Origin of the sequence: Pseudomonas sp. CC6-YY-74, assembly GCF_002025205.1 — a bacterium.
Taxonomy (GTDB): domain Bacteria; phylum Pseudomonadota; class Gammaproteobacteria; order Pseudomonadales; family Pseudomonadaceae; genus Aquipseudomonas; species Aquipseudomonas paeninsulae.
The window spans coordinates 2,111,696-2,137,401 of sequence record NZ_CP019947.1; the positions used below are offsets into that span (position 1 = coordinate 2,111,696).

The window sequence follows — 25,706 nt, forward strand, 5'->3', positions numbered from 1 at the left end:
GCGAAACGCACAGCGTGCGCACCGTTTGAGACTAGCCGGCAGACGAGAAGTCATCGGTCTTTTCGACAGTCGGCACCTCAGCGATCCGCTACACATGCGCCGTTATCCGTAGCCCGGATGCATCCTGGGCAAGACCTGGCTAGAGCAAACCGGCTGCAGAACCGCAGCCCGCCAAGGTCAATGGCGCCCATGTTCAGTGACCCGGCGGCGCCTGCTCATCGGTGGCCTCCGTCAGCTCCTCGCCTTCGACCTCGTCCATCGTCGGCGCGGAAAAATCATCGAAATCGGTCTTCAAGCCCTGCTCCATGGAGTCCAGTTCGGCCAGCAGGCTGCTGAAGCTGGTTTCCTCGCTTGCCTCCACCAGCGGCTCATCGGCGAGCGCCAGGTCGGCGCGGGCCTGCAGGCTTTGCGGCGCAGCGAGGTCGTCATCGAAGGCCAGCAACGGCTCGGGTTCCAGCTCACGCAGTGCCGTCAACGGCGGTAGCTGGTCGAGACTCTTCAGATTGAAGTGATCGAGAAACGCCTTGGTGGTCGCCAGCATCGCCGGCTTGCCCGGCACGTCGCGGTAACCGACCACGCGGATCCACTCGCGCTCCAGCAAGGTTTTGACGATGTGGCTGTTGACCGCCACGCCGCGAATATCCTCGATCTCGCCGCGGGTAATCGGCTGCCGGTAGGCAATCAGCGCCAGGGTCTCGAGCATGGCCCGCGAATAACGCTGTGGCCGCTCTTCCCACAAACGGCCGACCCAGGGTGCGTAGATCTCGCGTACTTGCAGGCGGTAACCGGAAGCCACCTCGACCAACTCGAAGGCTCGCCCTTCGCAGGACTGGCGCAGCCGCTCCAGGGCTTTTTTGAATACCGCCGGTTCGGGGCGCTCCGCTTCCTCGAACAGCTCGAACAGACGTTCCAACGATTGCGGCTTGCCGGAGGCGAACAAGAAGGCTTCCAGCAGGCTGGCCAGTTCGCGGGGATTGCTCAGGTTCATGGTCATTCAGCTCGCGCACGCACGTGGATGGGGCCAAAGGCTTCATTTTGCACCAGCTCGACCAGCGATTCCTTGATCAGCTCGAGCACCGCCATAAAAGTCACCACCACGCCAAGACGCCCCTCCTCAGCCGTGAAGAGCTCGACAAAAGGCACGAAAGCGCCGCCCTTGAGACGCTCCAGCACTTCGCTCATGCGCTCGCGAGTCGACAGCGTCTCACGACTGACCTGGTGACTTTCGAACATATCGGCGCGGCGCAACACCTGCGCCATCGACAGCAACAGCTCCTCCAGATTGACCTCCGGTAGCAGCTTGCGCGCCTGAGCCAGTGGCGCATCCAGGCGCGGCACCGTCAGGTCGCGGCCGACCCGCGGCAGCCTATCGAGGCCTTCGGCAGCGGCTTTGTAGCGCTCGTATTCCTGCAGGCGACGAATCAGCTCGGCGCGCGGATCGTCTTCTTCCTCTGGCGCCTCGCTCGAACGCGGCAGCAGCATGCGCGACTTGATCTCGGCGAGCATCGCCGCCATCACCAGGTACTCGGCGGCCAGCTCTAGGCGCACCGACTGCATCAACTCGACATAGCCCATGTACTGGCGGGTGATTTCCGCCACGGGAATATCCAGCACATCGATATTCTGTTTGCGAATCAGGTAGAGCAGCAGGTCCAGGGGACCTTCGAAGGCTTCGAGAAACACCTCCAGGGCATCCGGCGGGATATACAGATCCAGCGGCATTTCGGTCACCGCCCGGCCGTATACCAAAGCGAACGGCAGCTCTTGCTGGGCGCCCGCTTGACTGTCGGCGGGCTGTTCAGGTGACTGGCTGTGCATATTGATTTATCGAATTCCTGCTCAGCGGTAATTCAAACCCAAGGCCAGGCGCACCTCGGTCAGGGTTTCCCGTGCTTCATTGCGCGCACGCTCGGCGCCCTCGGCCAGGATATTGCGCAGCAACTCGGGGTTGTCCTGGTAATCGGCGGCACGCGCCTGCAAGGGTTGCAGCTCTTTCTGCACGGCCTCGATCAATGGTCCCTTGCAGTCCAGACAACCGATGCCGGCACTCTTGCAGCCTTGCTGCAGTGCAGCACGCGTCTCTTCACTGGTGTAAATCTCGTGCAGCGGCCAAACCGGGCAATGGGCAGGATTACCTGGATCGTCCCGGTGCACCCGCGCCGGATCAGTGGGCATGCGCCTGATTTTCTCTTCGACTTCGGCACTGCTGTCACGCAGAAAAATTGCATTGCCGCTGGACGTGGACATTTTCCCGCCATCCAGCCCCGGCAACGTTGGCGCATCGCTGAGCAAGGGGCGCGGCTCGGGCAGCAACACCTTGCCGCCACCTTCCAGGTAACCGAACAGCCGCTCCTTGTCGCCGATGGTGACGCTCTGTTGCTCTTTAAGCAACGCCTTGGCGGTTTCCAGGGCCTCGACGTCACCCTGCTGCTGGTACGCCTTGCGCAAATTGTTGTAGAGCGTGGCGGTTTTCTTGCCGAGCTTGCGGATTGCCGCCTCGGCTTTCAGCTCGAAGCCCGGCTCACGGCCATAGAGATGATTGAAACGGCGAGCCACTTCGCGGGCGAACTCGATATGCGCTAATTGATCGGCGCCAACCGGCACCACCCCCGCCCGGTACAGCAGGATATCCGCCGCCTGCAGCAACGGATAACCCAGAAAACCATAGGTGGCGAGTTCCCTGCCCTGCAGCCGGTCTTGCCGCTCCTTGTAGGACGGCACCCGCTCCAGCCAGCTAAGCGGGGTGATCATCGACAGCAGTAGATGCAGTTCGGCGTGCTCCGGCACTTGCGACTGGATGAACAAGGTCGCGGAACTGGGGCTGACCCCAGCGGCCAGCCAATCCACCGCCATGTCCATGACTTGCTGGGAGATCGGCCCGACACCCTGGTAGTTGGTCGTCAGTGCGTGCCAGTCGACGATGCAGAAAAAGCATTCGTATTCGTGCTGCAACTTGATCCAGCTTTTCAGCACGCCATGATAATGGCCAAGGTGCAAACGGCCACTGGGACGCATGCCGGACAGCACGCGGCGTTCGGAATCAACAAGGCTCAAACCAGGTTACCTGAGCGAATCAACAAGACGCGAAGTATAGCGAGACCAGAAGCTGTCGCGGAAAAAACGACCACGGAACCGTTCAGGCTCACGGCCAGTCTTAATCAATGAAGCCGCCCGGAAAAATCGACGGCAGAATCGTGCGCCAACAGCAGTGCAAGGTTTGACGCGAATCCCGACCACTCGTCGAGGGTCACAGCATGAAAATTACCGCCCCAACTTTCGCCATTCTGGCAGCATTGCTGCTCCTGCCGCCGTTAACCGCTCAGGCCGGCATGATCGGCACCCAAGAAGTCATTGCCGAGCAGACCGCTCAAGCCGATCGCGACAAAGTCAGTGAGTTCCTCAACCGCGCCGACGTCGAGGAGCGTTTGCAAACCATGGATGTTCCCGCGGCCCTGGCCCGTAGCCGGGTGGATGCCCTGACGCCCGCGGAGACCGCCACCCTGGCCCAGCGGATAGATGCCTTGCCGGCCGGCGGTGCACTCAGCGGCAGCGATTTCGTCGTCATCCTGCTGGTGGTCCTGCTGGTGGTGCTGATTCTGTAGCCGCTGACAGTCAGGCGTGCGGAATTTCGCGCATTTCGTGCGAGGCCTTCACGCCTCGCCGAAAGGCGTGGGATCACCGCAGCCGACGCGAATGATGTGCGGCTCATCATCCGCCAGATTGATTACGGTCGAGGCCTTCAGCCCACCAAAACCACCGTCGATGATCAGGTCGACCTGATGTTCGAGGATCTGGCGCATTTCATAGGGATCGCTCATCGGCAGCGTCTCGCCCGGCAGAATCAGACTGACGCTCATCAGCGGCTCGCCGAGTTCGCTGAGCAACGCTTGGGCAATCGGGTGATCGGGTACCCGCAGACCAATGGTGCGGCGCTTGGGGTGCAGCAACATGCGCGGCACTTCGCGAGTGGCATTGAGGATGAAGGTGTAAGGCCCCGGCGTATGGTTCTTCAGCAACCGAAAGGCCCCAGTATCGACCTTGGCGAACAGACCAATCTGCGACAGGTCGCGACAGAGCAGAGTGAAGTTGTGTTTGTCGTCCAACTGGCGCAAACGGCGAATACGCTCAACCGCATTCTTGTCACCAATATGGCAACCGAGCGCATAGGACGAATCGGTGGGATAAATCACCACGCCGCCGGCCCTGATGATCTCCACCGCCTGTTTTATCAGGCGCAGCTGTGGATTTTCCGGGTGAACCTGGAAAAATTGACTCAAGCTAACTCCCTGTTCAAATTGCAGTAGGCTGTCGGACATGCTGAAAACGCGCCCAAAGGGGCGACAAGTCCTCGGGTACAGGGCGATACATACCCAGTTCGGACCAGTCACCAGGTGCATGAAAGTCACTACCGGCACTTGCCAGCAGGCCAAATTCGCGAGCCAGAATCGCCAGACCACCGACCTGTTCAGCCGGCTGCATACCGTTGACCACCTCCAGCGCATGGCCACCGGCAGCGGCAAAATCGGCAATCAACTTGCGTCGCTTACTACGAGTAAAGTCGTACTGCCACGGGTGCGCCAGGCTGATCGAGGCGCCCGCTTGTTGCAAGGTTGCAACGGCCTGCTGCAACGCCGGCCAATGCTGCTTGACGTCACCCAACTTGCCCGACCCGAGCCACTTGCGGAAGGCCTCGGCGCGGTCCTTGACGTAACCGGCGCGCACCATGAACTCGGCGAAGTGCGGCCGAGCCGGAGCGTTGCCACTGTCGCCCAATTCCAGCTGCACGGCCCGCGCGCCGTCCAGTGCGCCGGGCATGCCTTTGTTGTCCAGGCGCTTACTGATTTCTGCGGCCCGCAACCAGCGCCCTTCATGCAACTCGGCAATCGACTGGAGCAACGCTGGCGAATCACTGGCGAAGGCATAACCGAGGACATGGATGGTGGCGCCACCCCAGGTGCAGGACAACTCGATGCCAGTGACCAGTTGCATATCCAGCGCCTGGGCGGCGGCACGCGCCTCCTCTAGGCCTTCCAGGGTGTCATGGTCGGTCAGCGCAAGCAGCCGCACACCGCGCTCGTATGCCCGTGCGACCACCACAGCCGGCGCAAGCGCACCGTCTGAAGCGGTGCTATGACAATGCAAATCAACATCCATAAGGAGCGCTTTCTCAGTAATTTATGTTTGTTATTATGCCGGCACCGGCGAACTCTTGCTGACATCACTAATAGATGGTTGAAATAAACTGGTAATTTAAGGCTAGCCCACAGGGCGCGCGAAGCGCATCAACAGCGAAATTTACCGGCGGTAAATGAGCATTGTGATGACCGCCTAGCCGTCGCTCACTAGCTTGTTCAGCGGCCTGCCAACTGGGTAACTTTTCATCCGCTTGCCAAACAATTGCTCGACTTTGCCAGTCCACACTGCTTTTCTGCGCTAATACCAACTGGCGCCCCAACCATTAAGGATTGAGATGCTCTACGCCATTATCGCCACCGATGTCGAAAACTCCCTGGAAAACCGTTTGGCTGCTCGCCCCGCGCACGTCGCACGGCTGGAGCAGTTGAAGAGCGAAGGCCGTCTAGTGCTCGCCGGCCCGCACCCTGCGATCGACAGTAACGACCCGGGTTCGGCAGGCTTTTCCGGCAGCCTGATCGTTGCCGAGTTCGACTCGCTGAATGCTGCCCAAAGCTGGGCCGATGCCGACCCTTACCGCGCTGCTGGGGTTTACGCCGCGGTGCTGGTCAAGCCGTTCAAACTGGTTCTGCCTTAATCCGCACACCTGCCGCTCGCTGCTCGCCCACAACAATCCACTAGGACATAGGAGTTCCGATGCGCCCAGGCCCGTGGTCTTTTCTGTTTGCGCTGTTGCTGCTGCCTCTTGGCCTGCATGCCGAGCAAACCCCGCCTGCCCCCTCCGCAGCGGCGACGGCAGAGCACGCGCAGATAGACGCCCTGCAGCAGCGCCTGGCCACCAGCGAGCAACAACGCGAAGCGTTGGGCGCAGAACTGCAAGCCAGCGGGGGCGAACGCGAAAGCGCGCTATCGCAGCGTTTACACCAGGAAAACCAACACCTCAAGCTGCAACTGAAGAAAAACCAGGCCGTAGCACCTGAGCCATTACTCGGCGATCAGCAACAATGGTTTGTCGTCGGCGCTGGCGCAGCACTACTGGGCGTCATCCTCGGCGCACTGCTGCGTGGCAACCGCCGCTCGCGGCGTGAGTGGATAAACTGAAGTCAGTATGAGCGCACTTCTCCTGATCGACGACGACATCGAACTGTGCGAGCTGTTGGCCACCTGGCTGAGCCAGGAAGGCTTCCAGGTCAGCGCCTGCCATGATGGCCACAGCGCACGCCTCGCCTTGGCCAACCAGACACCCGACGCAGTGGTACTCGATGTGATGCTGCCCGACGGCAGCGGCCTGGAGTTGCTCAAGCAATTGCGCAGTGATCACCCGGAGCTACCGGTGCTGATGCTCTCAGCCCGTGGCGAGCCGCTGGATCGCATCCTCGGCCTGGAGCTTGGCGCCGACGACTATCTGGCCAAGCCCTGCGACCCCCGTGAGCTGACCGCCCGTTTGCGCGCCGTATTGCGCCGCAGCCTGCATCCTGCCGTGTCCAGCCAACTGCAACTGGGCGACCTGTGCTTCAGTCAGGCACGCGGCGTGGTGACGATCGGCGAGCACGAGGTCATCCTCACCCTGTCGGAAAGCCGCCTGCTCGAAGCCCTGCTGCAGCAGCCCGGCGAGCCCGTGGACAAGCAGGAACTGGCGCAACTGGCGCTGGGCCGCAAGTTGACGCTGTACGACCGCAGCCTGGACATGCACGTCAGCAACCTGCGCAAGAAAATCGGCCCCCACCCGGACGGACGTCCGCGCATCCTCGCCTTGCGCAGCCGCGGTTACTACTACAGCGCCTGAGATTCTGGGTAAGGCCAAGCCTGACTCGCCTTTACTCAAGCTTTACCCTTGCCTGACGGCCCTTGACCTTGACCGCTCTAGACTGGGCACATCCGGTAACCAACCGGCATCGAGACAAGGAGACACACCATGCGCAAGACTCTCACCGCCCTGTTACTCACACTGACCCTACCAACGTTGGCCATGGCCATGCCCGACGGCGGCTCGCACCACGGCGGCGGCCACGGTGACCGACATGGCTCGCGGATGTTCAAAGACCTCGACCTGAGCCAGGAGCAACACCGCGAAATCCGCAAGCTGATGGGCGAGCAGATGAAAAGCCGCCACGAAATCACCCAGCGCTATCTGGAAAAACTGCCGGTCGCCGAACAGAAAGCCATGCAGGATGAGCTGAAAGCCGCCAAGGACAAGCAGCACAGCACCATTCGCGACCTGCTCAAACCCGAACAGCAGAAGGCCTTCGACGAACACCAGAAGAAAATGCAGGAACGTCGCGCCGAACGTGCGGCCTTCAACGCCTGGAAAGCCGAGCAGGCTAGCAAGGTCGAATGACGGCAACAGACTGGCCCCGGCCAGTCGTGCTGGCCACCACAATCCCACCCATCAAGCCCCGGCTTGATGGGTTTTTTCGCGACCAAGGAGTCATCCGTGCGTTCATTGTTCTGGCGCATCTTCGCCAGCTTCTGGCTGGCCCTTGCCCTGGTTGCCGGGCTATCCATGCTGCTGGGACGAGCGCTGAACCAGGACGCCTGGATTCTCAGCCAGCACCCGGCCCTGAACGGCTTGGCCGAAACCTGGATCAGTCTTTATGAAGAGCAGGGAGCCGACGCCGCCCAGACCTTTCTCGAGCAACGCAAGAAGGCCTCGCGCCTCAACGTGCAAGTGCTCGATGACAACGGTCAACCCCTGGTCCGAGGCACCTTCCCGCCGCGCGCCGCTGCCTTCGAGGCACGCCAGCAAAATGACAAACGCCTGCCCTGGCGCCGCCTGACTACCGACTACAGCAGCCCCCAGACCGGCGCAACCTACCTGTTTATCTACCGCATTCCACACCGGGAACTGGCCGCCTGGCAACGCGACAGCCTGCTCTTGCCGCTCAGCGCGCTGGCCATCGCCCTGGTGGTACTGACCCTGTTCAGCCTGCTGGTGACCCTGTCCATCACCCGCCCGCTGAATCGCCTGCGTGGCGCCGTACACGACCTCGGCCAGACCGCCTACCAGCAGAACAGCCTGGCCCGTCTGGCCAATAGACGCGACGAACTGGGTGTGCTGGCCCGCGACTTCAACCGTATGGGCGCGCGCCTGCAAGGGCTGATAGGCAGTCAGCGCCAGTTGCTGCGTGATGTGTCCCACGAACTGCGCTCGCCACTGGCGCGCTTACGCATAGCACTGGCCCTGGCCGAACGCGCCGACACCGCCGAACGGGGAAAGCTCTGGCCGCGCCTGGCGCGCGAGTGCGACCGCCTGGAAGCCTTGATCAGCGAGATTCTCACCCTCGCCCGCCTCGACGCCGATCCTGGCGCAGCCCAACCAATCGACCTTGCCGCGCTGCTGCGCAAGCTGCAAGAAGAGGCACAACTCGAGGCACCGCAACAGCGGGTGGAGATCAAACTGACACCCGGAGCGAGCCTACACGGCTGGCCGGACATGCTCGAACGGGCGCTGGACAACCTGCTGCGCAATGCCTTGCGCTTCAGCCCGGCAGGCCAGGCAATTGAATTCAAGGTCGAACGGCAGGCCGACGAACTGTGCCTCAGCGTACGCGACCACGGACCTGGCGTTGCCGCCGAATACCTGACCAGGCTGGGCGAGCCCTTCTTCCGTGCGCCTGGGCAAAGCACGCCCGGGCATGGCCTGGGCCTGGCGATTGCCCGGCGCGCCGCCGAGCGTCACGGCGGCCGACTGGTACTGAACAATCACCCAGAAGGTGGCTTCAGTGCCAGCCTGCTGCTACCGCTAAAGCCGCAGACTGGCAAGTAGGGCGGCTGCGTACGGCGCGTCGGGTGATCCGGGCGGCGATCCGTTCGGAGCGCAACGACAGCCCGCCTGGTTTGTACCGCCCCGATCATCCGCTACGGACTGCTTGCTGCAAGTCGCCGGTTACACGCCCGGCCAGGCGCTGACGAAATCGGCTACCGCCAACGGCACGGGTTTGCGCAATTCGCGTTCGGCAGTTCCCAGGTAAAGGAAGGCGACGATGTGTTCGTCACTGTCCAAGCCAAGCCCAGTCGCCACCTGAGCGTTATAGGCCAGCTCACCGGTGCGCCATACCGCGCCTATACCCTGAGCATGAGCGGCGAGCAGAATGGCATGGGTAGCGCAACCCGCGGCGATCACCTGTTCCTGCTGCGGCACCTTGGCATGGGCCTTTACACGGGCGATCACCACCACCAGCAAAGGCGCTCGCAACGGCATGGCACGCGCCTTGGCCAAGGCCTCCTCACTTATATCACCCGCGCCAGCCGCCATGACCTGGGCGAACAACTCGCCCAGGTGCTCACGCGCAGCCCCTTCGATCGTAAGAAAGCGCCACGGCCGCAACTGTCCGTGATCCGGTGCACGCAATGCCGCGCGAAACAGCAGTTCGCGCTGTGCGGCATCCGGTGCTGGCTCGCACAAACGCGGCACTGAAACACGATTGAGCAGAGCATCGAGAGCATCCATCGGCCACCTCTTGAACAAAAAATAAGCGGGGATTCTAGAGCGTGGCGCAGGGCGGTGGGGAAAAACTGTGCGCGGCGAGCAAACCGACAGCAGAAACGAGCTGCATGGATTAGCGCAAAAAAACGCGCAGGCCCTAGTGTCACGCCAACGTTGAGATATCGGTTAATCGCGGTCTTACCCATGTACCGCGATCCCCTGTAGGGCGGGTTAGGCGCGTGGCAGTCGATCAACGGTTGCCACCGAAACCAGGCGCGCCGTAACCCGCCATCGGCGCAACGCAGCCCAGTTTCGAGGCGAGGCGCCTGGTGGGTTACGCGGCGCGCCAAGATGGCGTTGCCTGATCGTTCGCAGGTTGGCGCCGCTAACCCACCCTACGCAACCCGCTCCGGCGCCACACTCGGCCGCACGAACGGCATCAACGCCGGCAGGCCGTGGGCGCGCCGGGCATCGTCACAGCGCGGCTCAGGCTCGCCATTGGCCCACGACGCCTCGAATTCGCGGCATGGACTGGCGCGTTGCTCATAGAGCGTGCAGCGCACGCCCTGCCCCACTTCACCGAGCAGGGCGACACAGCGGGCCGGCTTGTACTCGGTGCCGCGCATGGCGACCCGATGCGGAGTGATCAGCACCACCTGGTCGTCCGGCACCGTACCGCCGGCCGATTGGCATTCACCCCAGAAGAAAGACACACGAAAATGCGCGCAGCAGGCGCCACACGTAAGGCAAGGATTAGCGTTCGACATGATTTTAGAGGGCTCAGAAACCGGCAAGGGCCGGCACCTGGCGGCTATTCTATGCCGCGCCATGCGCTTGTAAAGCGCCATATCGATAGCCCGGATGAAAAGCTGATACGCGGAGACCACGCGCGCGCCACGGCAACTGATGGCAACACGGCATAAGCCGACGCAATGGTTTATTCGCGGCATGCGCGAGCTGGTTTACAGCCTCTGCGGCGCGAGTAGAATGGCGCCCTTTGCCGCCTTCAATCCGAGCCTCCTGTCATGGCCTTGCCGACGCTGCGCATCATCGGTTTCATCCTCGGCATTTTTCTGATTACCCTGGCCGTCAGCATGACCATCCCGATGCTGACGCTACTGGTCTTCGAGCGCACCGATGATCTCGATGCCTTTCTCTGGTCAAGCCTGATTACCCTTGCCAGCGGCCTCGCCCTGGTGCTGAGCGGGCGCCCGGCCAACGCTCAGCTGCGCCCACGCGACATGTACATGCTGACCACCGCCAGCTGGCTGGTGGTGTGCATCTTCGCCGCCATGCCGATGATGCAGATTCAACACATCAGCTACACCGACGCCTTCTTCGAAACCATGTCGGGCATCACCACCACCGGTTCCACCGTACTGACCGACCTCGACAACGCTTCGCCAGGGTTGTTGATCTGGCGTTCGCTGTTGCAGTGGCTGGGCGGCATCGGTTTTATTGGCATGGCCGTGGCGATTCTGCCGCTGCTGCGCGTCGGTGGCATGCGTCTGTTCCAGAGCGAATCATCGGACTGGGGCGAAAAGGTCATGCCACGCTCGCACATGGCGGCCAAGTACATCATCGCGATTTTCGTCGGCATAACCCTCGCCGGCACCCTGGCGTACTGGCTGTCAGGCATGAGCTGGTTCGAGGCGATCAACCATGCGATGACCTCGATTTCTACCGGCGGCTACTCCACCTCCGACAGTTCCATGGCCCACTTCGGTCCCGCCTCGCACTGGGTGGCGATCGTCTTGATGCTCTTGGGCGGCTTGCCCTTCACCCTCTTCGTCGCCACCATCCGCGGCAATCGCCGGGCCTTGGTCAAGGACCAGCAAGTACGCGGCTTTATCTCGTTGCTGGCCTGCACCTGCCTGCTGTTCAGCCTGTGGCTCTGGATGCACTCCGAGTACGCCTATTTCGACGCCCTGCGCATCGTCACCCTCAACGTGGTTTCGGTGGTCACCACCACCGGCTTTGCTCTCGGTGATTACAGCCTCTGGGGCGATTTCGCCGTGATGGTGTTCTTCTACCTGACCTTCGTCGGCGGTTGCTCCGGCTCGACCGCGGGCGGCCTGAAAATCTTCCGCTTTCAGGTGGCCTATACCCTGCTGCGCAGCGGCCTCAACCAGTTGGTCCACCCGCGTGCGGTGATCAAGCAGCGCTACAACGGTCACAGCCTCGATGAGGATATCGTCCGCTCGATCCTCACCTTCTCTTTCTTCTTTACCATCACCATCGGCCTGATCGCCCTGGGGTTGTCGCTGATTGGCCTGGACTGGACTACCGCACTGACGGCGGCAGCCACCGCCGTCTGTAATGTCGGCCCGGGACTCGGTCCGATCATCGGCCCGGCGGGGAATTTCTCCAGCCTGCCGGATGCGGCTAAATGGCTGCTAACCCTCGGCATGCTGCTCGGTCGCCTGGAGATTCTTACCGTGCTGGTGCTGGTCACCCGAGCTTTCTGGAGACACTAATCAGCGGCAAGATTGCCGGTGATTCGGCGCCTTGCCGACAGTCCCACCTAGAATGACGTCATTATTTGCTTGATTTGCTTGGAAGCCGACTAGATGGCCTTGCCGACCCTACGCATCATTGCCTTCATCAATGGTATTTTCCTGATCACCCTGGCGGTGAGCATGGTGGTGCCGATGCTCACCCTGGTGATCTTTGAGCGCGCGAATGAACTCAATGCCTATCTCTGGTCGAGCCTGATCACCTTCGTCGCCGGGCTGTCCATGGTTGCCCAAGGCCACCCGAAAGGCGTCGAACTGCGCCCGCGCGATATGTACATGCTGACGGTGTCGAGCTGGCTGCTGGTATGCACCTTCGCCTCGCTACCGTTCATGCTGGCCCAGCACATGAGCCTTGCCGACGCCGTCTTCGAAAGCATGTCCGGCATCACCACCACCGGCGCCACGGTGCTCAGCGGCCTGGACAGCATGTCGCCAGGCATCCTGATCTGGCGCTCGCTGCTGCACTGGCTCGGCGGTATCGGCTTCATCGCCATGGCCGTGGCGATCTTGCCGATGCTGCGCATCGGTGGCATGCGCCTGTTCCAGACCGAATCGTCGGATCGCTCGGACAAGGTCATGCCGCGCTCGCACATGGTTGCCAAATTCATGGTCGCGGCCTACGTGGGTATCAGCCTGCTGAGTGCCCTGGCGTTCTGGGCCGCGGGCATGGGCGTATTCGATGCCATCAACCACACCATGTCGGCGATCGCCACCGGCGGCTTCTCCACCTCCGACAGCTCGATCGGCAAGTGGTCGCAGCCGGCGGTGCACTGGGTCAGCGTAGTGGTGATGATTCTCGGTAGCCTGCCATTCGTCCTCTATGTGTCGATGCTGCGGGGCAACTTCAAGGCGCTATTACGCGATCAACAGGTACGCGGTTTCCTCGGCATATTGCTGTGTACCTGGCTGGCGCTCGGCACTTGGTACAGCCTGACCACCGAACTGCATTGGCTGGAGGCGGTGCGCCACGTGGCGGTGAACACCACATCGATCATGACCACCACCGGCTTTGCCCTGGGCGACTACACCCTCTGGGGTGGCTTCGCCGGCATGCTGTTCTTCTACCTGGGTTTTATCGGTGGCTGCTCCGGCTCGACCGCAGGCGGCCTGAAGATCTTCCGCTTCCAGGTCGCCTATATCCTGCTCAAGGCCAACCTGCTGCAACTGGTGCACCCGCGTGCGGTCATCAAGCAGCAATACAACCAGCACCGCCTGGACGAGGACATCGTCCGTTCGATCCTGACTTTTTCGTTTTTCTTCACCATCACCATCGCCCTGCTGGCGCTGGCCCTGACGCTCTGCGGCCTGGACTGGATCACCGCGCTGAGCGGCGCCGCCAGCACCGTGTCCGGCGTCGGCCCGGGGATGGGCCCGATCATTGGTCCAGCTGGCAATTTCTCCAGCCTGCCGGACACGGCCAAGTGGCTGTTGACCGCCGGCATGCTGCTCGGACGCCTGGAAATACTTACCGTGCTGGTGCTGTTGATGCCGGCGTTCTGGAGACACTGAGGCCGCCACTGGTTAGTGGTTCCGGGCATCGCTGCACCCTGCACCAAGCTACAGCCGCGCGCGATACTCGCCCGGAGTGATGTCGAACCAGCGACGGAACGCGCGGAAGAAATTGCTCGGATCGGCAAAGCCGAGCAGATAGGCCACTTCCAGCAGAGTCAGGTTGGGCTGGGCCAGGTACTGTTCGGCCAACTCGCGACGGGTGTCGTCGAGCAGGCGCTGAAAGCTCGTTCCCTCGTCCTGCAGGCGTCGCTGCAAGGTCCGTTGCGATACATGCAGCGCCAGCGCCACCGCCTCGCGCTTGGGTTCGCCCTGGGGTAGCAGGCGACACAGCACTTGCCGGGCCTGGTGACTCACCCGACTTTCCGAGAAGCGCGCCAGGTATTCGCCGGCAAACCTGTCGTGCAACTGGGCCAGCGACACATTGGCCGTCGGCAATGGCCGATCCATGTCGGCCCGCTCGAACAGCAGCGCGTAGTGCCCTGCATTGAACTTCAGCGGCGCCTGAAACACCTGCTGAAAGGGTTCGAGGTCCGCCGGTGGCTCGCCTTGAAAAAGCACCTGTTGCGGACGAATCGCTTGACCGGTCAGCCAACGGCAAAAGGCCAACGCATAGGCCATCGAGGCCTCAGCGCTCTGCCGAGCCGGCGGCAAGCGGTCGCCATGAATCGCCAGGATCAGTTCATAGCCCTTGGCTGTAGGCCGGAAACTGAGATCGGCGCCCTCGGCGATGATCCGCTGATATCGCACCAGGCGCGCCAGCCCTTCGGTCAAGGTGCGGCTGGACATCAAGGCGTAACCGACCACATGGAATGAAGCCGGGCGCACCACCTTGGCCATGTTCAGGCCAATCGCCGGATTGCCCGACAGCGCCACCGCGCGCTGCCACAGCCGCGTCATGCTGTCCTGGGCAAAGCGTGCATCCGGATCCTCCAGCGCGGCGTAATCCAGCCCCAGCTGACGAAATATCGCGCGGCAGTCGACGCCGCCCATTTCCAGAGCCTGGACAATGCCCAGAGCCCAATTCGACGAGGTAGTGCGTTCGCTCATGGCGTTATTCTTATTCGGGTCATCTGAAAGTCGCTTCTCGCGGCTTGGCAGGATACTAAACTGGCACTTAATGTCACTGGCCCAACAGGACAGCAAGCCTAGACTGCCAATACTCCGCCGCCGCTGAACCCCCGGCGCGGCCAGATCACTACCAGGAGGCACGCCATGGCTACGCAAACCAGCGAGCGCTACACCAGCTTCGCCGAGTTTTACCCCTATTACCTGCAAGAACACAGCAACTCGATCTGCCGCCGCCTGCACTATGTCGGCAGCCTGCTGGTGCTGGGCATTCTCGCCTACGCCCTGGGCACGCAACAGTGGCTGTGGCTGCTGGCCATACCAGTCGCCGGGTATGGCTTTGCCTGGGTTGGTCACTTCGTCTTCGAAAAGAACCGCCCGGCCACCTTTCAATACCCGCTGTACAGCTTCATGGGTGACTGGGTCATGCTCAAGGATGCCTTTACCGGACGCATCAAATTCTGATCCGCCAGCGTTCTGACTGCACCGAAGCCGCCCACTGACCGGCATATTCACACCGTTGAGCCGTGGTGCTTGGCTCGCGCATCCTCGCTTGGTTATGATCCCCGCTCTGTCGCAATCCTGGTTCAGCGCTTGCAGCGCTACTTAGACGTCCAGCAGAGGCGTCGGCTAATCAGCAGGGATCGTTTCCACAGCATGAAAGCCACTACCCAGAACCGGCTCCACGCACTGCCGGCGCCACCACTGCGCGAATATTACTCGCGCATCCTGGCCTATATCGCCGTGGCCGCGAGCATCGCTGCCGGCACCTACACCCAGCACTTCGGCTACGACATTCTGTGGATAGTGCCGTATGCCCTGCTCTATCCGCATCTGGCCTACCACTTGGGCCAACGCTTCAAGCGTGATCATCCGCAAACCGCCACCCTGACCCTGCTGTTCATCGACGCCCTGCACTGTGGCGCGGCACTCGCCCTGCTCAGTTTCTCGGTCGTACCCAGCCTGATGTGCCTGTTGATCCTGGCCTTCAGCTCGATGGTGGTCGGTGGCCTGCCTTACCTGGGTCTGGCCATGCTGGTCGCGGCCAGCAGCACGCTGCTCAACGCGGCGCTGATCGAGCTGAAATTCAACCCCGACACCCCGGCCCTGGTCGCCCTGGTGAGTATCGCCTTCAGCACCCTGTACATCTGCATCACCGCTTATTTCATGCACCAACAAGGCTTGCGCCTGGCCCAGGTGCGCGGCGACATCAAACGCGAACAGGAAAAAGCCGCCCGCCTGGCCCGCAACCTGGCCAAGTACCTGTCACCGCAGGTATGGGAGTCGATCTTCACCGGTAAGAAGAGCGTGCGCCTGGAGACCCAGCGCAAGAAACTCACGGTGTTCTTCTCCGACATCAAAGGCTTCACCGAGCTGTCCGAGGAACTCGAAGCCGAGGCCCTGACCGATCTGCTCAACAGCTACCTCAACGAGATGTCGAAGATCTGCCTGAAATACGGCGGTACCATCGACAAGTTCATCGGCGACAGTGTCATGGTGTTCTTCGGCGACCCGGCCAGCAAAGGGGCCAAGCATGACGCCATGGCTGCAGTATCGATGGCCGTGGCCATGCGCAAGCACATGAAAGTAATGCGCCAGCAGTGGCGCGCCCAGGGCATTACCAAACCGCTGGAAATCCGCATGGGCCTGAACACCGGCTACTGCACGGTGGGCAACTTCGGCGCCGACACGCGCATGGACTACACCATCATCGGTCGTGACGTGAACCTCGCCAGCCGTCTGGAGAGCGCGGCAGAAGCCGGTGAGATCCTCATCTCCCACGAGACCTACTCGCTGGTCAAGGACCTGATCATGTGCCGCGACAAGGGCCAGATCAACGTCAAGGGTTTCACCCGCCCGGTACAGATCTACCAGGTGGTGGACTTCCGCCGCGACCTGGGCGCCACCTCCAGCTATGTCGAGCATGAGTTGCCCGGCTTCTCCATGTACCTGGACACCAACGGCATCCAGAACTTCGACAAGCAACGGGTGATTCAAGCGCTGCAGCAGGCCGCCGAAAAATTGCGCGACAAGGTGATCATGTAAACCGGCCAGCTTCGCGCTGCCAGACAGGGTGCGCACCGCGCCCCTTTTCCCGATAGCCACTGCCACTTAATCCTGGCTTACCGCCAACGTCCGTGCGGCGCACGGCTCGCCGTCGAGCATGGGCTGACGGGCCAGGAATTCCAGCGCCGATACGCGCCAGGATTGCCCTGCCGCCAACTCGGCGCAGCGCGTCCTGTCGAGTTCAAGCGCCGCCAGGCAAGCCGCACGCAAATCCTCGTTCATCACCCCGGTGACGCCCGCCTCCAGCACATCCAGCGGGCCGGGCACCGGGAAGGCCGCCACGGGTGTGCCGCAGGCCAGCGCCTCGAGCATCACCAGGCCATAGGTATCGGTGCGCGAAGGAAACACCAGCACGCTGGCCTGGCGATAGGCCGCGGCCAACTCTTCGCCATGCCGATAGCCGAGAAATCGCACCGCCGGATAATGCGCCTGCAAGGCTTCACGCAGCGGACCATCGCCGACTACCCGCTTCTCGCCGGGCAGGTCGAGTTCGAGAAAAGCCTGCAGGTTCTTTTCCGTGGCGATCCGTCCGACATACAGAAACACTGGCTTGTGCGCTGCGGACAGCGGCATCTGCGGTCGAAACAACCGTGTATCGACGCCCTTGCGCCACAGCGCCAGACGCTGCAGGCCCCAGCCGGCAAACTCCCCACGCAGGCGCTCGGTGGTCACCAGTACCACCTCGCTCGGGCGGTGGAAGCCGCGCAGGTAGGCATAGCCCCAGCGCAGCGGCAACCAAGGCCAACGGCCATGGATATACTCGGGAAAGCGCGTATGGATGGCACTGGAGAACGCCAGGCCGCGCTTGCACAGCCAGCGTCTGGCGGCCCAACCAAGCGGCCCTTCGGTGGCCAGATGGACACAGTCGGGCTGAAATTCGCGGATCGCCGGGCCGACCCGCCAGAGGTTCCAGGTCAGCGGAATCTCCGGGTAGGTTGGGCACGGCAAGTGACGAAAATCCTGTGGCGACAGCAGCTTGACCTGATGACCCAGGCTGCGCAGTTCGCCGACCAGGGCCTGCAAGCTGGTGACCACACCGTTGACCTGCGGCAGCCAAGCATCCGAGACGATCAATATCCTCATGCAACTGGCTCGACTGCAGCCATCTGTTCGACCTGCGCCTGAGACTGCCGCATCTGGTCGTCGGCCAGCCGATACAGCTCGATGCGTCCATCCAGGTGTTCGATCAAGGCCGTGCAGGACTCGACCCAGTCACCGCAGTTCATGTATTGCACCTCGCCCATCGGCCGGATCTCGGCGTGGTGGATATGCCCGCAGACCACGCCATTGAAGCCCCGCTTGACGCATTCGTGGACGATCGCCTGCTCGAAGTCGCTGATGAAGTTCACCGCCCCCTTGACCTTGTGCTTGAGGTAAGCCGACAGCGACCAATAGCCATAACCGTAGCGACTGCGCCAATGATTGAGCCAACGATTGAGGGTCAGGGTGACCTCGTAGGCCGAGTCGCCAAGAAAGGCCAGCCAACGGTGGTAACGGGTGATCACATCGAACTGATCACCATGGATCACCAGCAAACGCCGGCCATCGGCGGTGATGTGCTCGGCCTCGTCGACCAACTGGATATTGCCCAGCATCAGCGAGGAATAACGGCGCAGGAACTCGTCGTGGTTGCCGGTGACGTAGATCACCTCGGTGCCGCGCTTGCTCATGGTCAGCAGGCGGCGGATCACGTTGCTGTGCGCCTGCGGCCAGTAGATGCCGCTGCGCAGCCTCCAGCCGTCGATGATGTCGCCCACCAGGTAAATCCGCTCGGCTTGATAGCGTTTGAGGAACGCCGCCAGGTGCTCGGCCTGACAATCCCGGGTGCCCAGGTGGACATCGGAAATCCACAGGGTGCGGACTCGTTGCTTGCGACTCGGCTTGGCGAGCTGGGCGCTGGTCATGGGCGGACTCCGGCTGGGTTTTGCCGAGCTTGCGCGCGGGCGGTGAAACGACTGTGACAGCGCCATGGCAGTTCAATGACAGCGTCCCGCCACGACCATGCGCAACGGCCTGCTAAACTGGCCGCCTGTCACGAGGACCCTGCCATGCCATCGCTGCTCTCTTTGCGTCACTACAGCCATGAACTGCTCAACCACAGCCATGACCATGCGCAGCTGGTCTTCGGCCTGAGCGGCCAGCTGGACTTCGAAGTGGCCGGGCTGGGCAGTCTGGTGATCCGCCAGACCCTCGCCGTGGTGCCGGCGGCTGCGCAACACGCCTGTGGCAGCAGCAGCGGCAGCCAGTGCCTGGTGCTCGACGTGCCCTCGGAGCACTGGCTGCAACAGCACTTGGGCATGCATGCCGATGCCAGCCGCCGCCTGCTCGACTGTCCCGGCGCCCGGAGTCTCAACCCGGCGCAAAGCCAGCTGGTCAGTTGGCTTGCGGCCAGCCCGATCAATGACCCGGTGATCGCCCAGCAAGGCGCAGCGCTGTTGCTCGCCAGCTTGGCGAGCGAACACATCGAGCGGCCAGGCGTGCCAGACTTGCCGCTGGCAGCCCTGGACGCGCATATCGACCGGCATGCCGCCTACCCGCTGCAGGTTGGCGACCTGGCGCGATTGGCCGGTTTGTCGGTGGCGCGTTTTCATACGCGCTTTCTCGACGAAACGGGACAGACGCACATGGCCTATGTGCGCAGCCGGCGCCTGCACCAGGGCCGACAGTTGTTGTGCACTAGCCAACTGGCCGTCAGCGAGATCGCTGCCCGCGTCGGCTACAGTTCGCAAAGTGCCTTTACCGCGGCGCTATTGCGGCAGTTCGGTTGCACCCCGCGCGCGTTGCGCCAGCGACACGAGTAACGCGACAAAACCCGCGACTCCCGCGACAGACAGGGCGAGCTACGCCCCCTAGACTTGCCTGCACTGGATAGGGGGCGTTATGCAGCAGATCGAATGGACAGACTTTCAACGGGTGGAATTGCGCGTGGGCACGGTGCTGTCCGCCGAGCCGAACGACAAGGCTCGCAAGCCGGCCTACGTACTGCGGGTCGACCTCGGCGAACTCGGGGTGAAAACCTCCAGCGCGCAACTCACCGAGCACTACCCATGCGCCGAACTGATTGGCCGCCAGGTGCTCTGCGTGTGTAATTTCGCACCCAAGCGCATCGCCGGGGTCCGTTCCGAGGTACTGGTGACCGGCGTCTATGACGCGGACAGCAAGGTGGTACTGGCCAGCTTCGACAAACCGCTGCCCAATGGGTCGCGCCTGGCATGACCGAGCGCAAGGCACTGCTGGCGATTCACCTGGGCGCCCTGCTGTTCGGCCTCTCGGGGATCTTCGGCAAACTGGCCAATACCGTACCCATAGCCATCGTCGGCGGTCGGGCGATCTTCGCCGTCATCGCGCTGGCCCTGTTCGCCCGCCTCCTCAGCCAGGACAATAGCCAACGGCCAAATGCGCGGCAGCTGGCAATGCTGGTACTCGGCGGCTTATTGCTGGGCAGCCATTGGCTAACCTTCTTCGAGGCGGTGACGGTTTCCGGCGTGGCCATCGCCACCCTCGGTTTCGCCAGCTTTCCGGCGTTTACCGTACTGCTCGAAGGCCTACTGTTTCGCGAACGCACGCGGCCCAGCGAATTCGCCATGGTCGCCCTGGTCTGCCTGGGATTGGTCCTGGTCACGCCGAATTTCGACCTCGCCAGCCAGGCTACCGTCGGGCTGCTCTGGGCAGTGCTGTCGGGTTTGCTGTTCGCCCTGTTATCACTGCTCAACCGCGCCAGCACTCGCGGCCTGGATCCGGTGCAGGCGGCGCTGTGTCAGAACCTCACGGCGCTGCTGTGCTTCCTGCCTTTCGCCTGGCCGCTGCTGCCCGGCCTGGCGCTGCTCGACTGGTTCTGGCTGGCCATGCTCGGGGTGTTCTGTACCGGCTTGGCGCACAGCCTGTTCGTCGCCAGCCTGCGCGTAATCAAGGCGCGCAGCGCCGCGGTGATCTTCGCCCTGGAGCCGGTCTACGGCATCGCCTTCGCCTGGTGGTTGTTCAACGAGATACCGACGTTGCGCATGCTGCTCGGCGGCAGCCTGATTATCCTGGCGATTTTCTTCTCGGCGCGCATGGCGCGCTGAGGAGCCGACTGGCCCAGCTGGCAAAGGAGGGACCCTCGCCAGTCTGGCCGCAGCTCGAACTGGATTAGGCCGGTTTACCCTTGCCGCGCATCCTGTCGGCCATGCTGATCATCTCGTCATACAGCAATTGCGGGTTCTTCTGCTTCAACGCCCAGGCCATGCGGCCCTGCTCATGGGGCAGGATCATGAATTCGCCCTTGGCCATCTCGTCATAGATGTAATCGGCGATGTCCGCGGCGCTGATCGGCGAGCTTTCCAGCAGCTTGCCGACCTGAGCCTTCATCGCCGGCGTCGGGCCACGGAAAGAGTCGAGCAGGTTGGTCTGGAAGAACGACGGGCAAACCACATGCACCCCGACTTCCTGTTGCTTCAATTCGATCAGCAGGCTCTCCGACAGCGCCACTACGCCGGCCTTGGCCACGTTGTAGTTGCTCATCGCCGGGCCTTGCATCAGGGCCGCCATCGACGCGATGTTGACGATCTTGCCCTTGCTACGCTCGAGCAAGGGCAGGAACGCCTTGCAACCCTTGACCACACCCATCAGGTTGATCGCGATCTGCCAATCCCAATCTTCCAACGACAGTTCGTCGAAGAACCCGCCCGAGGCCACCCCGGCGTTGTTGACGATCACGTCGATACCGCCGAACTTTTCCTCGCAGGCCTGCGCCAGAGCGGTCAGCTGGCTGTAATCACGCACGTCGCAACGCAGGGTGAAACCGTCACCACCGGCGGCGCGGACCAATTCCAGAGTTTCGGCGAGGCCTGCTTCGTTGACATCGGCAAGCGCCAGACGCCAACCCTCGCGCGCCCAGCGCAGGGCGATTTCACGACCCAACCCCGAACCTGCGCCGGTAATCATCATACGATTTTGCATATGGAAGTTGCCTTGTTTTGTGCGATGAAAGAGCAGACAAGGCCCAGTGTAGCCAAGGAAATATCCCGCCCCACGTACCATCAAGTAGCTGAATGACCAAGGCAAACTGCCGCCACTGGCGGACCAGACAACTACTGCGCAAGCCGGTCAGCGACCATGCCGCCAACGCCAGAGCAAAAAGCCATAAACCAGCAAATTCGGCAACAGCACGCAAGCTGCCAGCCACAGTTGGATAAAGGGTGTGAGCCCGGTCGGATAGATTATCGGCAGCAGATAGTGTTCGATAAAACCAGCGCTGTAGCCCGCTAGTCCCGCGGCGTGACGCAGGTCGTTTTCCAGAGATGTCAGCGGGCACAGCAGCTGCAATGCCTCGATCGTCACCGCCCAGAGCACTGCGGGCAGATGCAGCCAGACAAGCCAGCGCCAGCGCAACACCAGCAAACCACCGAGTAGCGCGAAAACAATGAACAGCAGATGCAGGAGCAACACGGCATCGGCGGCCAGACGCAGGAGCATGGTTTCCCCTACCTTGAACGCGTTGAACGTATGCAACGATAACCCCGATGCGACCACCATCGCGACTGCCCGCGCTCATCACGATGCGAGCCGGCTTGCAAGGTTATCTACGTATTAGCTATTGCGAGCACTGCAGGCGCAGGGGGCTCCTCGCAGGAGCGGCCAGGCGGGATTCTGTTTCAGTCACGAAAATCGCGGATAAAACCGCTCCCACAGGGAGACAGATACGTCATGCAAGACGTAACTGGGGCATAACCTTGAAAGAAGTCGCACCTGTCGGCGTGAGGCGGTTGCTGCTGAGTTTTTCAGCGGCCCGCTAAGGCTTCAGGTAAGCAGATAAGAATTAACAGACAACCCGAATGGGTTTAAAGATGGAGGCGACCCCACCAGCCACACCCCGGCACACAATGTCACCGCTGCGGCTGCTCCCTTCCAGGCCTGACCGGGTTCACGGTTGATCGTTGCGGGGGACCGGCAGGGCCACCATAACGCTACTCGCCTTGCAGCGAGCCGGACTATTGTACCGGCTTGTCTTGAACTTACAACTGCTTCAAACACTTAGCCCTATTTTTGCGGCTTTACCCAGGCATGAATAAAACCCGGAATACCCAACCAATTGCGCCAGCCCATTCGTGTTTTCGCATGGGCTGCATGTAATTGCTCGAGGTGGTCTGCAGCACCTTCATCAAGCGCCTAGGCTCAGCAACAAAGCATGCCCTGCTAGCAATTATGGGCTTCAGCGCTTCGCAACAGCCGACTCGCTAAAGACCCCGATGCACGCCGTAAAAACAATGCACAACAGATAATTTCGACGATGGATTCAGTCATGCAATAAAACATCGAGCAGACGGATCAAGACCTCCATTTTCCGCTCAAAATACGGCGCTGCATTACAAACCGACACATGCGTGGAATTTCCGGCACGGTCGCGAGTCAGAAAACAGGTCCGGCGTTTGCAGAATCTGCCCAGAATCAATGTCGACGAGACGAAATCGCAGTACTCTGCGCGAGGCATTATCAGCGCCACCCTCTCATTCCAAGGAGCAACAACATGGCCATGACTAAAGACCAACTGATCAGTGATATCGCCGAAGCCATCGACGCCCCCAAGACCACCGTGCGTGCGGCACTCGAGCAACTCAGCGAAATCGTCAGCGATGCCCTGGAAAACTACAGCGAAATCACCCTGCCCGGCATCGGCAAGTTGAAAGTCAGCGATCGCCCAGCCCGCACCGGACGCAACCCGCAAACCGGCAAGGCAATCGAAATCGCAGCGAAGAAAGTAGTCAAGTACGTGCCGGCCAAAGCCCTGACCGACGCGATCAACTGAGCGACATAAGCAACACGCTAGAAAGCAGTGTCCGCTCGCTGCCATAGCCTTGGCGGACAGCGGGCACCTTAGTATTTGGTGCTAGCTTGCTCGCAAGGCTTTGCGGCCGCACTTCCCCTTCGCCAGCAAGTTGGCTACAGAACCATATCTATCATCGCGAACTGTATGGCGTACTCGCGCAGCAGTACGCCAGCTCGTTGCGCCGCTTACTGCACCACCGGCGCGCTCGGGGGGATAGCGGCTACCGAGTCAGGGTTGCCGCCCATCTGGCGAATCCGTCTGACCTGCTGGACCCGGTTGAGGTTTTCCCAGGCCATGTCGTAATGCGCAGGAGATTGTTCGATCGCGCTGCGAAAGAACTGCTCGGCGACATCCAGCTTGCCTTCCACCAGGCAGACGTAACCGACATCGTTACTGGCCTGGGCACGATTACTGATCTGCTCGAATGCGGAGAGTGCTTCCTCGTAACGCTCCATCCGTGCCAGCAGCAACCCATAATTGCGCCATAGCGGCTTATAGCTGGCGTCGTAGCTGATGCCGCGCTGATAGGTTCGCTCGGCTTCTGGCCATTGACCGGCCATGTAGTAGGAATAGCCCAGACTGTTCTGCACCAGCACGGAACGCGGTTCGATCAGCATGGCCAAGCGGTAATAAGCCTCGGACAACGGGAAGTCGTTGTTCAAGTCGGCGAGTACGCCAAGGGCGTTGTAGACCTTCAGCGGTGACTTGCTATCCACCTTGAGTGCAGCCACATCATGCAGGCTGCCCTTGTCGCTCCCCAAGCGCCGCTGATCCAGTTCCACCGCCTTGAACAGCAGATCCTGCGCGCCCTTGTGATCCCGCTTGGCCAAACGCAGCATGCCCATCTCGGTCATGGCGTAGAGGTTCTCCGGTTGGTTCGTCAGTACCTCGCCGAAGGCCATCTCGGCGAGCTGGGTATTACCGCGCTCGCGGTGGATACGCCCGACCCCGACCAAGGCCTCATAGCGTTTCGGCTCAAGCTCGATGGCGCGCAGATACTGAAACAGCGACTGATCCAGGTCGCCGGCCTGGTAGGCCATCGCGGCCATCTGCATGGCCTGATCGGCCGAACTGGCCTGTTTGCGTACCTTGTACAGCAGCGAATTGTCGCCGCTATAAACCGAGTGGGTATTCAGCTCTGGCTCCGGCCCCATGCTCTGACATCCTGACAACACGGCCATCATGGCCAACAGCAGACTGATCCTGTTCATGTCATAGCTTCCCGAATGTTTTGAGTACCCCAATAATTGCGGGACCGATGGCCACCAGGAAAAAGCTCGGCCACAGGCACAAGACTAGTGGGAATATCAGCTTGGTGCCGATTTTTGCCGCTGTCTCCTCGGCAAGCTGGGTGCGCCGATCGCGAAACTCCTCGGCATAGATACGCAGGGTATCGGCGACGCTGGTACCGAAGCGGATGCTCTGCGCCAGCAAGCTGACCAAGCCGCGAATGTCCTCCAACCCAGTACGTTCAGCCAAATGTTTGAGGGCCTCGGTACTGGGAATGCCGGCGCGGACTTCCGCATTGACCAGAGCCAACTCCAAGGCCAGTTCCGGCTGGCTGACCGCCATCTCTTCGGCTACCCGCTCGATAGCCTGGGGCAAAGCCAGGCCCGACTCGACGCAGACCACCATCAGGTCCAGGGCATCGGGGAAGGCGACCAGCAGCCGCGTCATCCGCGCCTGCTTGCGCTTGTCGACATAGATTGCCGGTGCCAGCCAGCCCACAGCGGCTGCCGCAACTACCAGTGCAATGCCCATGCTCAGGGACAGTTTCGGGATAAACGGTAAAGCCAGCAGGGTGAGACCCAGCAGTATCAGCGGTGACAGCAGGCGCACCGCCCAGTAGGTCTGCACCGCCGCGGGCGAGCGATAACCGGCGTGCGTCAGCAGGCTGCGGGTGGTCGAAGCCTTCTCCTGCTCAGCGGAGCTAAAGCGCTGCCCCACCTGCTCCAGCATCAGTTGCAGGTTGCTTGGCGCGTCCTGCCCATAGTTCCCCCCGCATGGCCGCGTTTAATCAGGCTAAGCCGGCGCTGCACCGGATCCTGTAATCCCAGCACCAATAGCGCCAGGGTCACCACGGCGAGTACCACGCTCAGGCCGATGGCACCCACGAACAACAGGCGGGCCAATTCTTCGTCACCCACCGCTCGGTTGAGCAGACTTAGCAGGTAGTCCATGG

Annotated in this window: 27 protein-coding genes, 1 other RNA gene and 1 pseudogene; 14 read left to right on the forward strand and 15 right to left on the reverse strand. The window is 61.7% G+C overall.

Annotated elements, in window-relative coordinates:
• Positions 1-193: 193 nt before the first annotated feature.
• From scpB to B2D37_RS09630, 3 genes are all read right to left on the reverse strand, one after another.
• Complete coding sequence (gene scpB, locus B2D37_RS09620) at positions 194-988, reverse strand: SMC-Scp complex subunit ScpB (RefSeq protein WP_079202474.1); 795 nt, start codon at positions 986-988, stop codon at positions 194-196.
• 2 nt (positions 989-990) lie between these two features.
• A complete protein-coding gene (locus B2D37_RS09625) occupies positions 991-1,689 on the reverse strand; it encodes a ScpA family protein (protein ID WP_177345275.1) in 699 nt (232 codons plus the stop codon).
• Positions 1,690-1,839: 150 nt separating this feature from the next.
• On the reverse strand, positions 1,840-3,054 hold the full coding sequence (locus B2D37_RS09630; RefSeq protein ID WP_079202476.1) for a tryptophan--tRNA ligase: 1,215 nt from the start codon (positions 3,052-3,054) through the stop codon (positions 1,840-1,842).
• A gap of 200 nt (positions 3,055-3,254) precedes the next feature.
• Here B2D37_RS09630 and B2D37_RS09635 point away from each other — a divergent pair, with 200 nt between their 5' ends.
• Positions 3,255-3,602 (forward strand): PA2779 family protein, encoded by a 348-nt coding sequence (locus tag B2D37_RS09635; RefSeq protein ID WP_079202477.1) that lies wholly within the window; start codon positions 3,255-3,257, stop codon positions 3,600-3,602.
• A gap of 48 nt (positions 3,603-3,650) precedes the next feature.
• On the opposite strand, the gene B2D37_RS09640 is transcribed toward B2D37_RS09635, so the two are convergent.
• Entirely contained in the window at positions 3,651-4,277 is a 627-nt protein-coding gene (locus tag B2D37_RS09640) for an L-threonylcarbamoyladenylate synthase (RefSeq protein ID WP_154067072.1), read from the reverse strand.
• Between the two features lie 13 nt (positions 4,278-4,290).
• The gene (locus tag B2D37_RS09645) at positions 4,291-5,154 is read right to left on the reverse strand and encodes a PHP domain-containing protein (RefSeq protein ID WP_079202479.1); all 864 of its coding nucleotides are present in this window, start codon (positions 5,152-5,154) and stop codon (positions 4,291-4,293) included.
• A gap of 316 nt (positions 5,155-5,470) precedes the next feature.
• Between B2D37_RS09645 and B2D37_RS09650 the strand changes: the two genes are divergently transcribed.
• From B2D37_RS09650 to B2D37_RS09670, 5 genes are all read left to right on the forward strand, one after another.
• Positions 5,471-5,770 (forward strand): YciI family protein, encoded by a 300-nt coding sequence (locus tag B2D37_RS09650; RefSeq protein ID WP_079202480.1) that lies wholly within the window; start codon positions 5,471-5,473, stop codon positions 5,768-5,770.
• 59 nt (positions 5,771-5,829) lie between these two features.
• Positions 5,830-6,234 (forward strand): translation initiation factor 2, encoded by a 405-nt coding sequence (locus B2D37_RS09655; protein WP_079202481.1) that lies wholly within the window; start codon positions 5,830-5,832, stop codon positions 6,232-6,234.
• Between the two features lie 7 nt (positions 6,235-6,241).
• Positions 6,242-6,919 carry a response regulator transcription factor gene (locus B2D37_RS09660; protein WP_079202482.1) on the forward strand — a complete coding sequence of 226 codons (678 nt, stop codon included), beginning with the start codon at positions 6,242-6,244 and terminating at the stop codon, positions 6,917-6,919.
• Between the two features lie 129 nt (positions 6,920-7,048).
• Entirely contained in the window at positions 7,049-7,471 is a 423-nt protein-coding gene (locus B2D37_RS09665; RefSeq protein ID WP_079202483.1) for a Spy/CpxP family protein refolding chaperone, read from the forward strand.
• 96 nt (positions 7,472-7,567) lie between these two features.
• Positions 7,568-8,899, forward strand: coding sequence for a cell wall metabolism sensor histidine kinase WalK (locus tag B2D37_RS09670; RefSeq protein WP_079202484.1), 1,332 nt, complete (start codon positions 7,568-7,570; stop codon positions 8,897-8,899).
• A gap of 120 nt (positions 8,900-9,019) precedes the next feature.
• Here B2D37_RS09670 and B2D37_RS09675 read toward each other — a convergent pair whose 3' ends face one another.
• Together B2D37_RS09675 and B2D37_RS09680 are read right to left on the reverse strand one after the other, a co-directional pair.
• Positions 9,020-9,583, reverse strand: coding sequence for a nitroreductase family protein (locus B2D37_RS09675; protein WP_079202485.1), 564 nt, complete (start codon positions 9,581-9,583; stop codon positions 9,020-9,022).
• Between the two features lie 371 nt (positions 9,584-9,954).
• The gene (locus tag B2D37_RS09680) at positions 9,955-10,326 is read right to left on the reverse strand and encodes a YkgJ family cysteine cluster protein (RefSeq protein ID WP_079202486.1); all 372 of its coding nucleotides are present in this window, start codon (positions 10,324-10,326) and stop codon (positions 9,955-9,957) included.
• A 258-nt stretch (positions 10,327-10,584) separates the two neighbouring features.
• On the opposite strand from B2D37_RS09680, the gene B2D37_RS09685 reads away from it, so the two are divergent.
• Together B2D37_RS09685 and B2D37_RS09690 are read left to right on the forward strand one after the other, a co-directional pair.
• Positions 10,585-12,036 carry a TrkH family potassium uptake protein gene (locus tag B2D37_RS09685; RefSeq protein ID WP_079202487.1) on the forward strand — a complete coding sequence of 484 codons (1,452 nt, stop codon included), beginning with the start codon at positions 10,585-10,587 and terminating at the stop codon, positions 12,034-12,036.
• Positions 12,037-12,129: 93 nt separating this feature from the next.
• On the forward strand, positions 12,130-13,584 hold the full coding sequence (locus B2D37_RS09690; protein WP_079202488.1) for a TrkH family potassium uptake protein: 1,455 nt from the start codon (positions 12,130-12,132) through the stop codon (positions 13,582-13,584).
• A gap of 48 nt (positions 13,585-13,632) precedes the next feature.
• Here the strand turns inward: B2D37_RS09690 and B2D37_RS09695 are convergent, their stop codons facing one another.
• On the reverse strand, positions 13,633-14,634 hold the full coding sequence (locus B2D37_RS09695; protein ID WP_079202489.1) for an AraC family transcriptional regulator: 1,002 nt from the start codon (positions 14,632-14,634) through the stop codon (positions 13,633-13,635).
• Between the two features lie 165 nt (positions 14,635-14,799).
• On the opposite strand from B2D37_RS09695, the gene B2D37_RS09700 reads away from it, so the two are divergent.
• Positions 14,800-15,117, forward strand: coding sequence for an Mpo1-like protein (locus B2D37_RS09700; protein ID WP_079202490.1), 318 nt, complete (start codon positions 14,800-14,802; stop codon positions 15,115-15,117).
• A 192-nt stretch (positions 15,118-15,309) separates the two neighbouring features.
• Entirely contained in the window at positions 15,310-16,698 is a 1,389-nt protein-coding gene (locus B2D37_RS09705; protein ID WP_079202491.1) for an adenylate/guanylate cyclase domain-containing protein, read from the forward strand.
• A 66-nt stretch (positions 16,699-16,764) separates the two neighbouring features.
• On the opposite strand, the gene B2D37_RS09710 is transcribed toward B2D37_RS09705, so the two are convergent.
• Together B2D37_RS09710 and B2D37_RS09715 are read right to left on the reverse strand one after the other, a co-directional pair.
• A complete protein-coding gene (locus tag B2D37_RS09710) occupies positions 16,765-17,802 on the reverse strand; it encodes a glycosyltransferase family 1 protein (RefSeq protein ID WP_079202492.1) in 1,038 nt (345 codons plus the stop codon).
• Complete coding sequence (locus tag B2D37_RS09715) at positions 17,799-18,623, reverse strand: UDP-2,3-diacylglucosamine diphosphatase (RefSeq protein WP_079202493.1); 825 nt, start codon at positions 18,621-18,623, stop codon at positions 17,799-17,801. Before B2D37_RS09715 ends, B2D37_RS09710 begins: the two co-directional genes overlap by 4 nt.
• A 144-nt stretch (positions 18,624-18,767) precedes the next feature.
• Between B2D37_RS09715 and B2D37_RS09720 the strand changes: the two genes are divergently transcribed.
• The 3 genes from B2D37_RS09720 to B2D37_RS09730 all read left to right on the forward strand — a co-directional run bounded on the left by B2D37_RS09720 (position 18,768) and on the right by B2D37_RS09730 (position 20,783).
• Positions 18,768-19,520, forward strand: a complete 753-nt coding sequence (locus B2D37_RS09720; protein ID WP_079202494.1) for an AraC family transcriptional regulator — start codon at positions 18,768-18,770, stop codon at positions 19,518-19,520.
• A gap of 79 nt (positions 19,521-19,599) precedes the next feature.
• Positions 19,600-19,935, forward strand: coding sequence for a tRNA-binding protein (locus B2D37_RS09725; RefSeq protein ID WP_079202495.1), 336 nt, complete (start codon positions 19,600-19,602; stop codon positions 19,933-19,935).
• On the forward strand, positions 19,932-20,783 hold the full coding sequence (locus tag B2D37_RS09730; protein ID WP_079202496.1) for a DMT family transporter: 852 nt from the start codon (positions 19,932-19,934) through the stop codon (positions 20,781-20,783). Before B2D37_RS09725 ends, B2D37_RS09730 begins: the two co-directional genes overlap by 4 nt.
• A gap of 64 nt (positions 20,784-20,847) precedes the next feature.
• Here the strand turns inward: B2D37_RS09730 and B2D37_RS09735 are convergent, their stop codons facing one another.
• The 3 genes from B2D37_RS09735 to ffs form a co-directional block, all read right to left on the reverse strand.
• Complete coding sequence (locus B2D37_RS09735; RefSeq protein ID WP_079202497.1) at positions 20,848-21,657, reverse strand: SDR family oxidoreductase; 810 nt, start codon at positions 21,655-21,657, stop codon at positions 20,848-20,850.
• Positions 21,658-21,804: 147 nt separating this feature from the next.
• Entirely contained in the window at positions 21,805-22,173 is a 369-nt protein-coding gene (locus B2D37_RS09740) for a DUF2784 domain-containing protein (RefSeq protein WP_079202498.1), read from the reverse strand.
• 381 nt (positions 22,174-22,554) lie between these two features.
• An RNA gene (gene ffs / locus B2D37_RS09745) (signal recognition particle sRNA small type) lies at positions 22,555-22,650 on the reverse strand.
• Positions 22,651-23,224: 574 nt separating this feature from the next.
• Between ffs and B2D37_RS09750 the strand changes: the two genes are divergently transcribed.
• The gene (locus B2D37_RS09750; protein ID WP_079202499.1) at positions 23,225-23,503 is read left to right on the forward strand and encodes an HU family DNA-binding protein; all 279 of its coding nucleotides are present in this window, start codon (positions 23,225-23,227) and stop codon (positions 23,501-23,503) included.
• Between the two features lie 206 nt (positions 23,504-23,709).
• Here B2D37_RS09750 and B2D37_RS09755 read toward each other — a convergent pair whose 3' ends face one another.
• Positions 23,710-24,735 (reverse strand): lipopolysaccharide assembly protein LapB, encoded by a 1,026-nt coding sequence (locus B2D37_RS09755; RefSeq protein ID WP_079202500.1) that lies wholly within the window; start codon positions 24,733-24,735, stop codon positions 23,710-23,712.
• 1 nt (position 24,736) lies between these two features.
• Positions 24,737-25,704, reverse strand: a pseudogene (locus B2D37_RS09760) (type II secretion system F family protein).
• Positions 25,705-25,706: the final 2 nt, after the last annotated feature.

Bases quoted from the DNA above. Each gene is read 5' to 3' on its own strand.
- B2D37_RS09735 (WP_079202497.1), bottom strand. From the start codon at position 21,657: ATGCAAAATCGTATGATGATTACCGGCGCAGGTTCGGGGTTGGGTCGT.
- B2D37_RS09715 (WP_079202493.1), bottom strand. From the start codon at position 18,623: ATGACCAGCGCCCAGCTCGCCAAGCCGAGTCGCAAGCAACGAGTCCGC.
- B2D37_RS09740 (WP_079202498.1), bottom strand. From the start codon at position 22,173: ATGCTCCTGCGTCTGGCCGCCGATGCCGTGTTGCTCCTGCATCTGCTG.
- B2D37_RS09710 (WP_079202492.1), bottom strand. From the start codon at position 17,802: ATGAGGATATTGATCGTCTCGGATGCTTGGCTGCCGCAGGTCAACGGT.
- B2D37_RS09650 (WP_079202480.1), top strand. From the start codon at position 5,471: ATGCTCTACGCCATTATCGCCACCGATGTCGAAAACTCCCTGGAAAAC.
- B2D37_RS09665 (WP_079202483.1), top strand. From the start codon at position 7,049: ATGCGCAAGACTCTCACCGCCCTGTTACTCACACTGACCCTACCAACG.
- B2D37_RS09725 (WP_079202495.1), top strand. From the start codon at position 19,600: ATGCAGCAGATCGAATGGACAGACTTTCAACGGGTGGAATTGCGCGTG.
- B2D37_RS09720 (WP_079202494.1), top strand. From the start codon at position 18,768: ATGCCATCGCTGCTCTCTTTGCGTCACTACAGCCATGAACTGCTCAAC.
- B2D37_RS09705 (WP_079202491.1), top strand. From the start codon at position 15,310: ATGAAAGCCACTACCCAGAACCGGCTCCACGCACTGCCGGCGCCACCA.
- B2D37_RS09680 (WP_079202486.1), bottom strand. From the start codon at position 10,326: ATGTCGAACGCTAATCCTTGCCTTACGTGTGGCGCCTGCTGCGCGCAT.
- scpB (WP_079202474.1), bottom strand. From the start codon at position 988: ATGAACCTGAGCAATCCCCGCGAACTGGCCAGCCTGCTGGAAGCCTTC.
- B2D37_RS09685 (WP_079202487.1), top strand. From the start codon at position 10,585: ATGGCCTTGCCGACGCTGCGCATCATCGGTTTCATCCTCGGCATTTTT.
- B2D37_RS09730 (WP_079202496.1), top strand. From the start codon at position 19,932: ATGACCGAGCGCAAGGCACTGCTGGCGATTCACCTGGGCGCCCTGCTG.
- B2D37_RS09755 (WP_079202500.1), bottom strand. From the start codon at position 24,735: ATGAACAGGATCAGTCTGCTGTTGGCCATGATGGCCGTGTTGTCAGGA.
- B2D37_RS09660 (WP_079202482.1), top strand. From the start codon at position 6,242: ATGAGCGCACTTCTCCTGATCGACGACGACATCGAACTGTGCGAGCTG.
- B2D37_RS09675 (WP_079202485.1), bottom strand. From the start codon at position 9,583: ATGGATGCTCTCGATGCTCTGCTCAATCGTGTTTCAGTGCCGCGTTTG.
- B2D37_RS09690 (WP_079202488.1), top strand. From the start codon at position 12,130: ATGGCCTTGCCGACCCTACGCATCATTGCCTTCATCAATGGTATTTTC.
- B2D37_RS09635 (WP_079202477.1), top strand. From the start codon at position 3,255: ATGAAAATTACCGCCCCAACTTTCGCCATTCTGGCAGCATTGCTGCTC.
- B2D37_RS09700 (WP_079202490.1), top strand. From the start codon at position 14,800: ATGGCTACGCAAACCAGCGAGCGCTACACCAGCTTCGCCGAGTTTTAC.
- B2D37_RS09750 (WP_079202499.1), top strand. From the start codon at position 23,225: ATGGCCATGACTAAAGACCAACTGATCAGTGATATCGCCGAAGCCATC.
- B2D37_RS09695 (WP_079202489.1), bottom strand. From the start codon at position 14,634: ATGAGCGAACGCACTACCTCGTCGAATTGGGCTCTGGGCATTGTCCAG.
- B2D37_RS09645 (WP_079202479.1), bottom strand. From the start codon at position 5,154: ATGGATGTTGATTTGCATTGTCATAGCACCGCTTCAGACGGTGCGCTT.
- B2D37_RS09655 (WP_079202481.1), top strand. From the start codon at position 5,830: ATGCGCCCAGGCCCGTGGTCTTTTCTGTTTGCGCTGTTGCTGCTGCCT.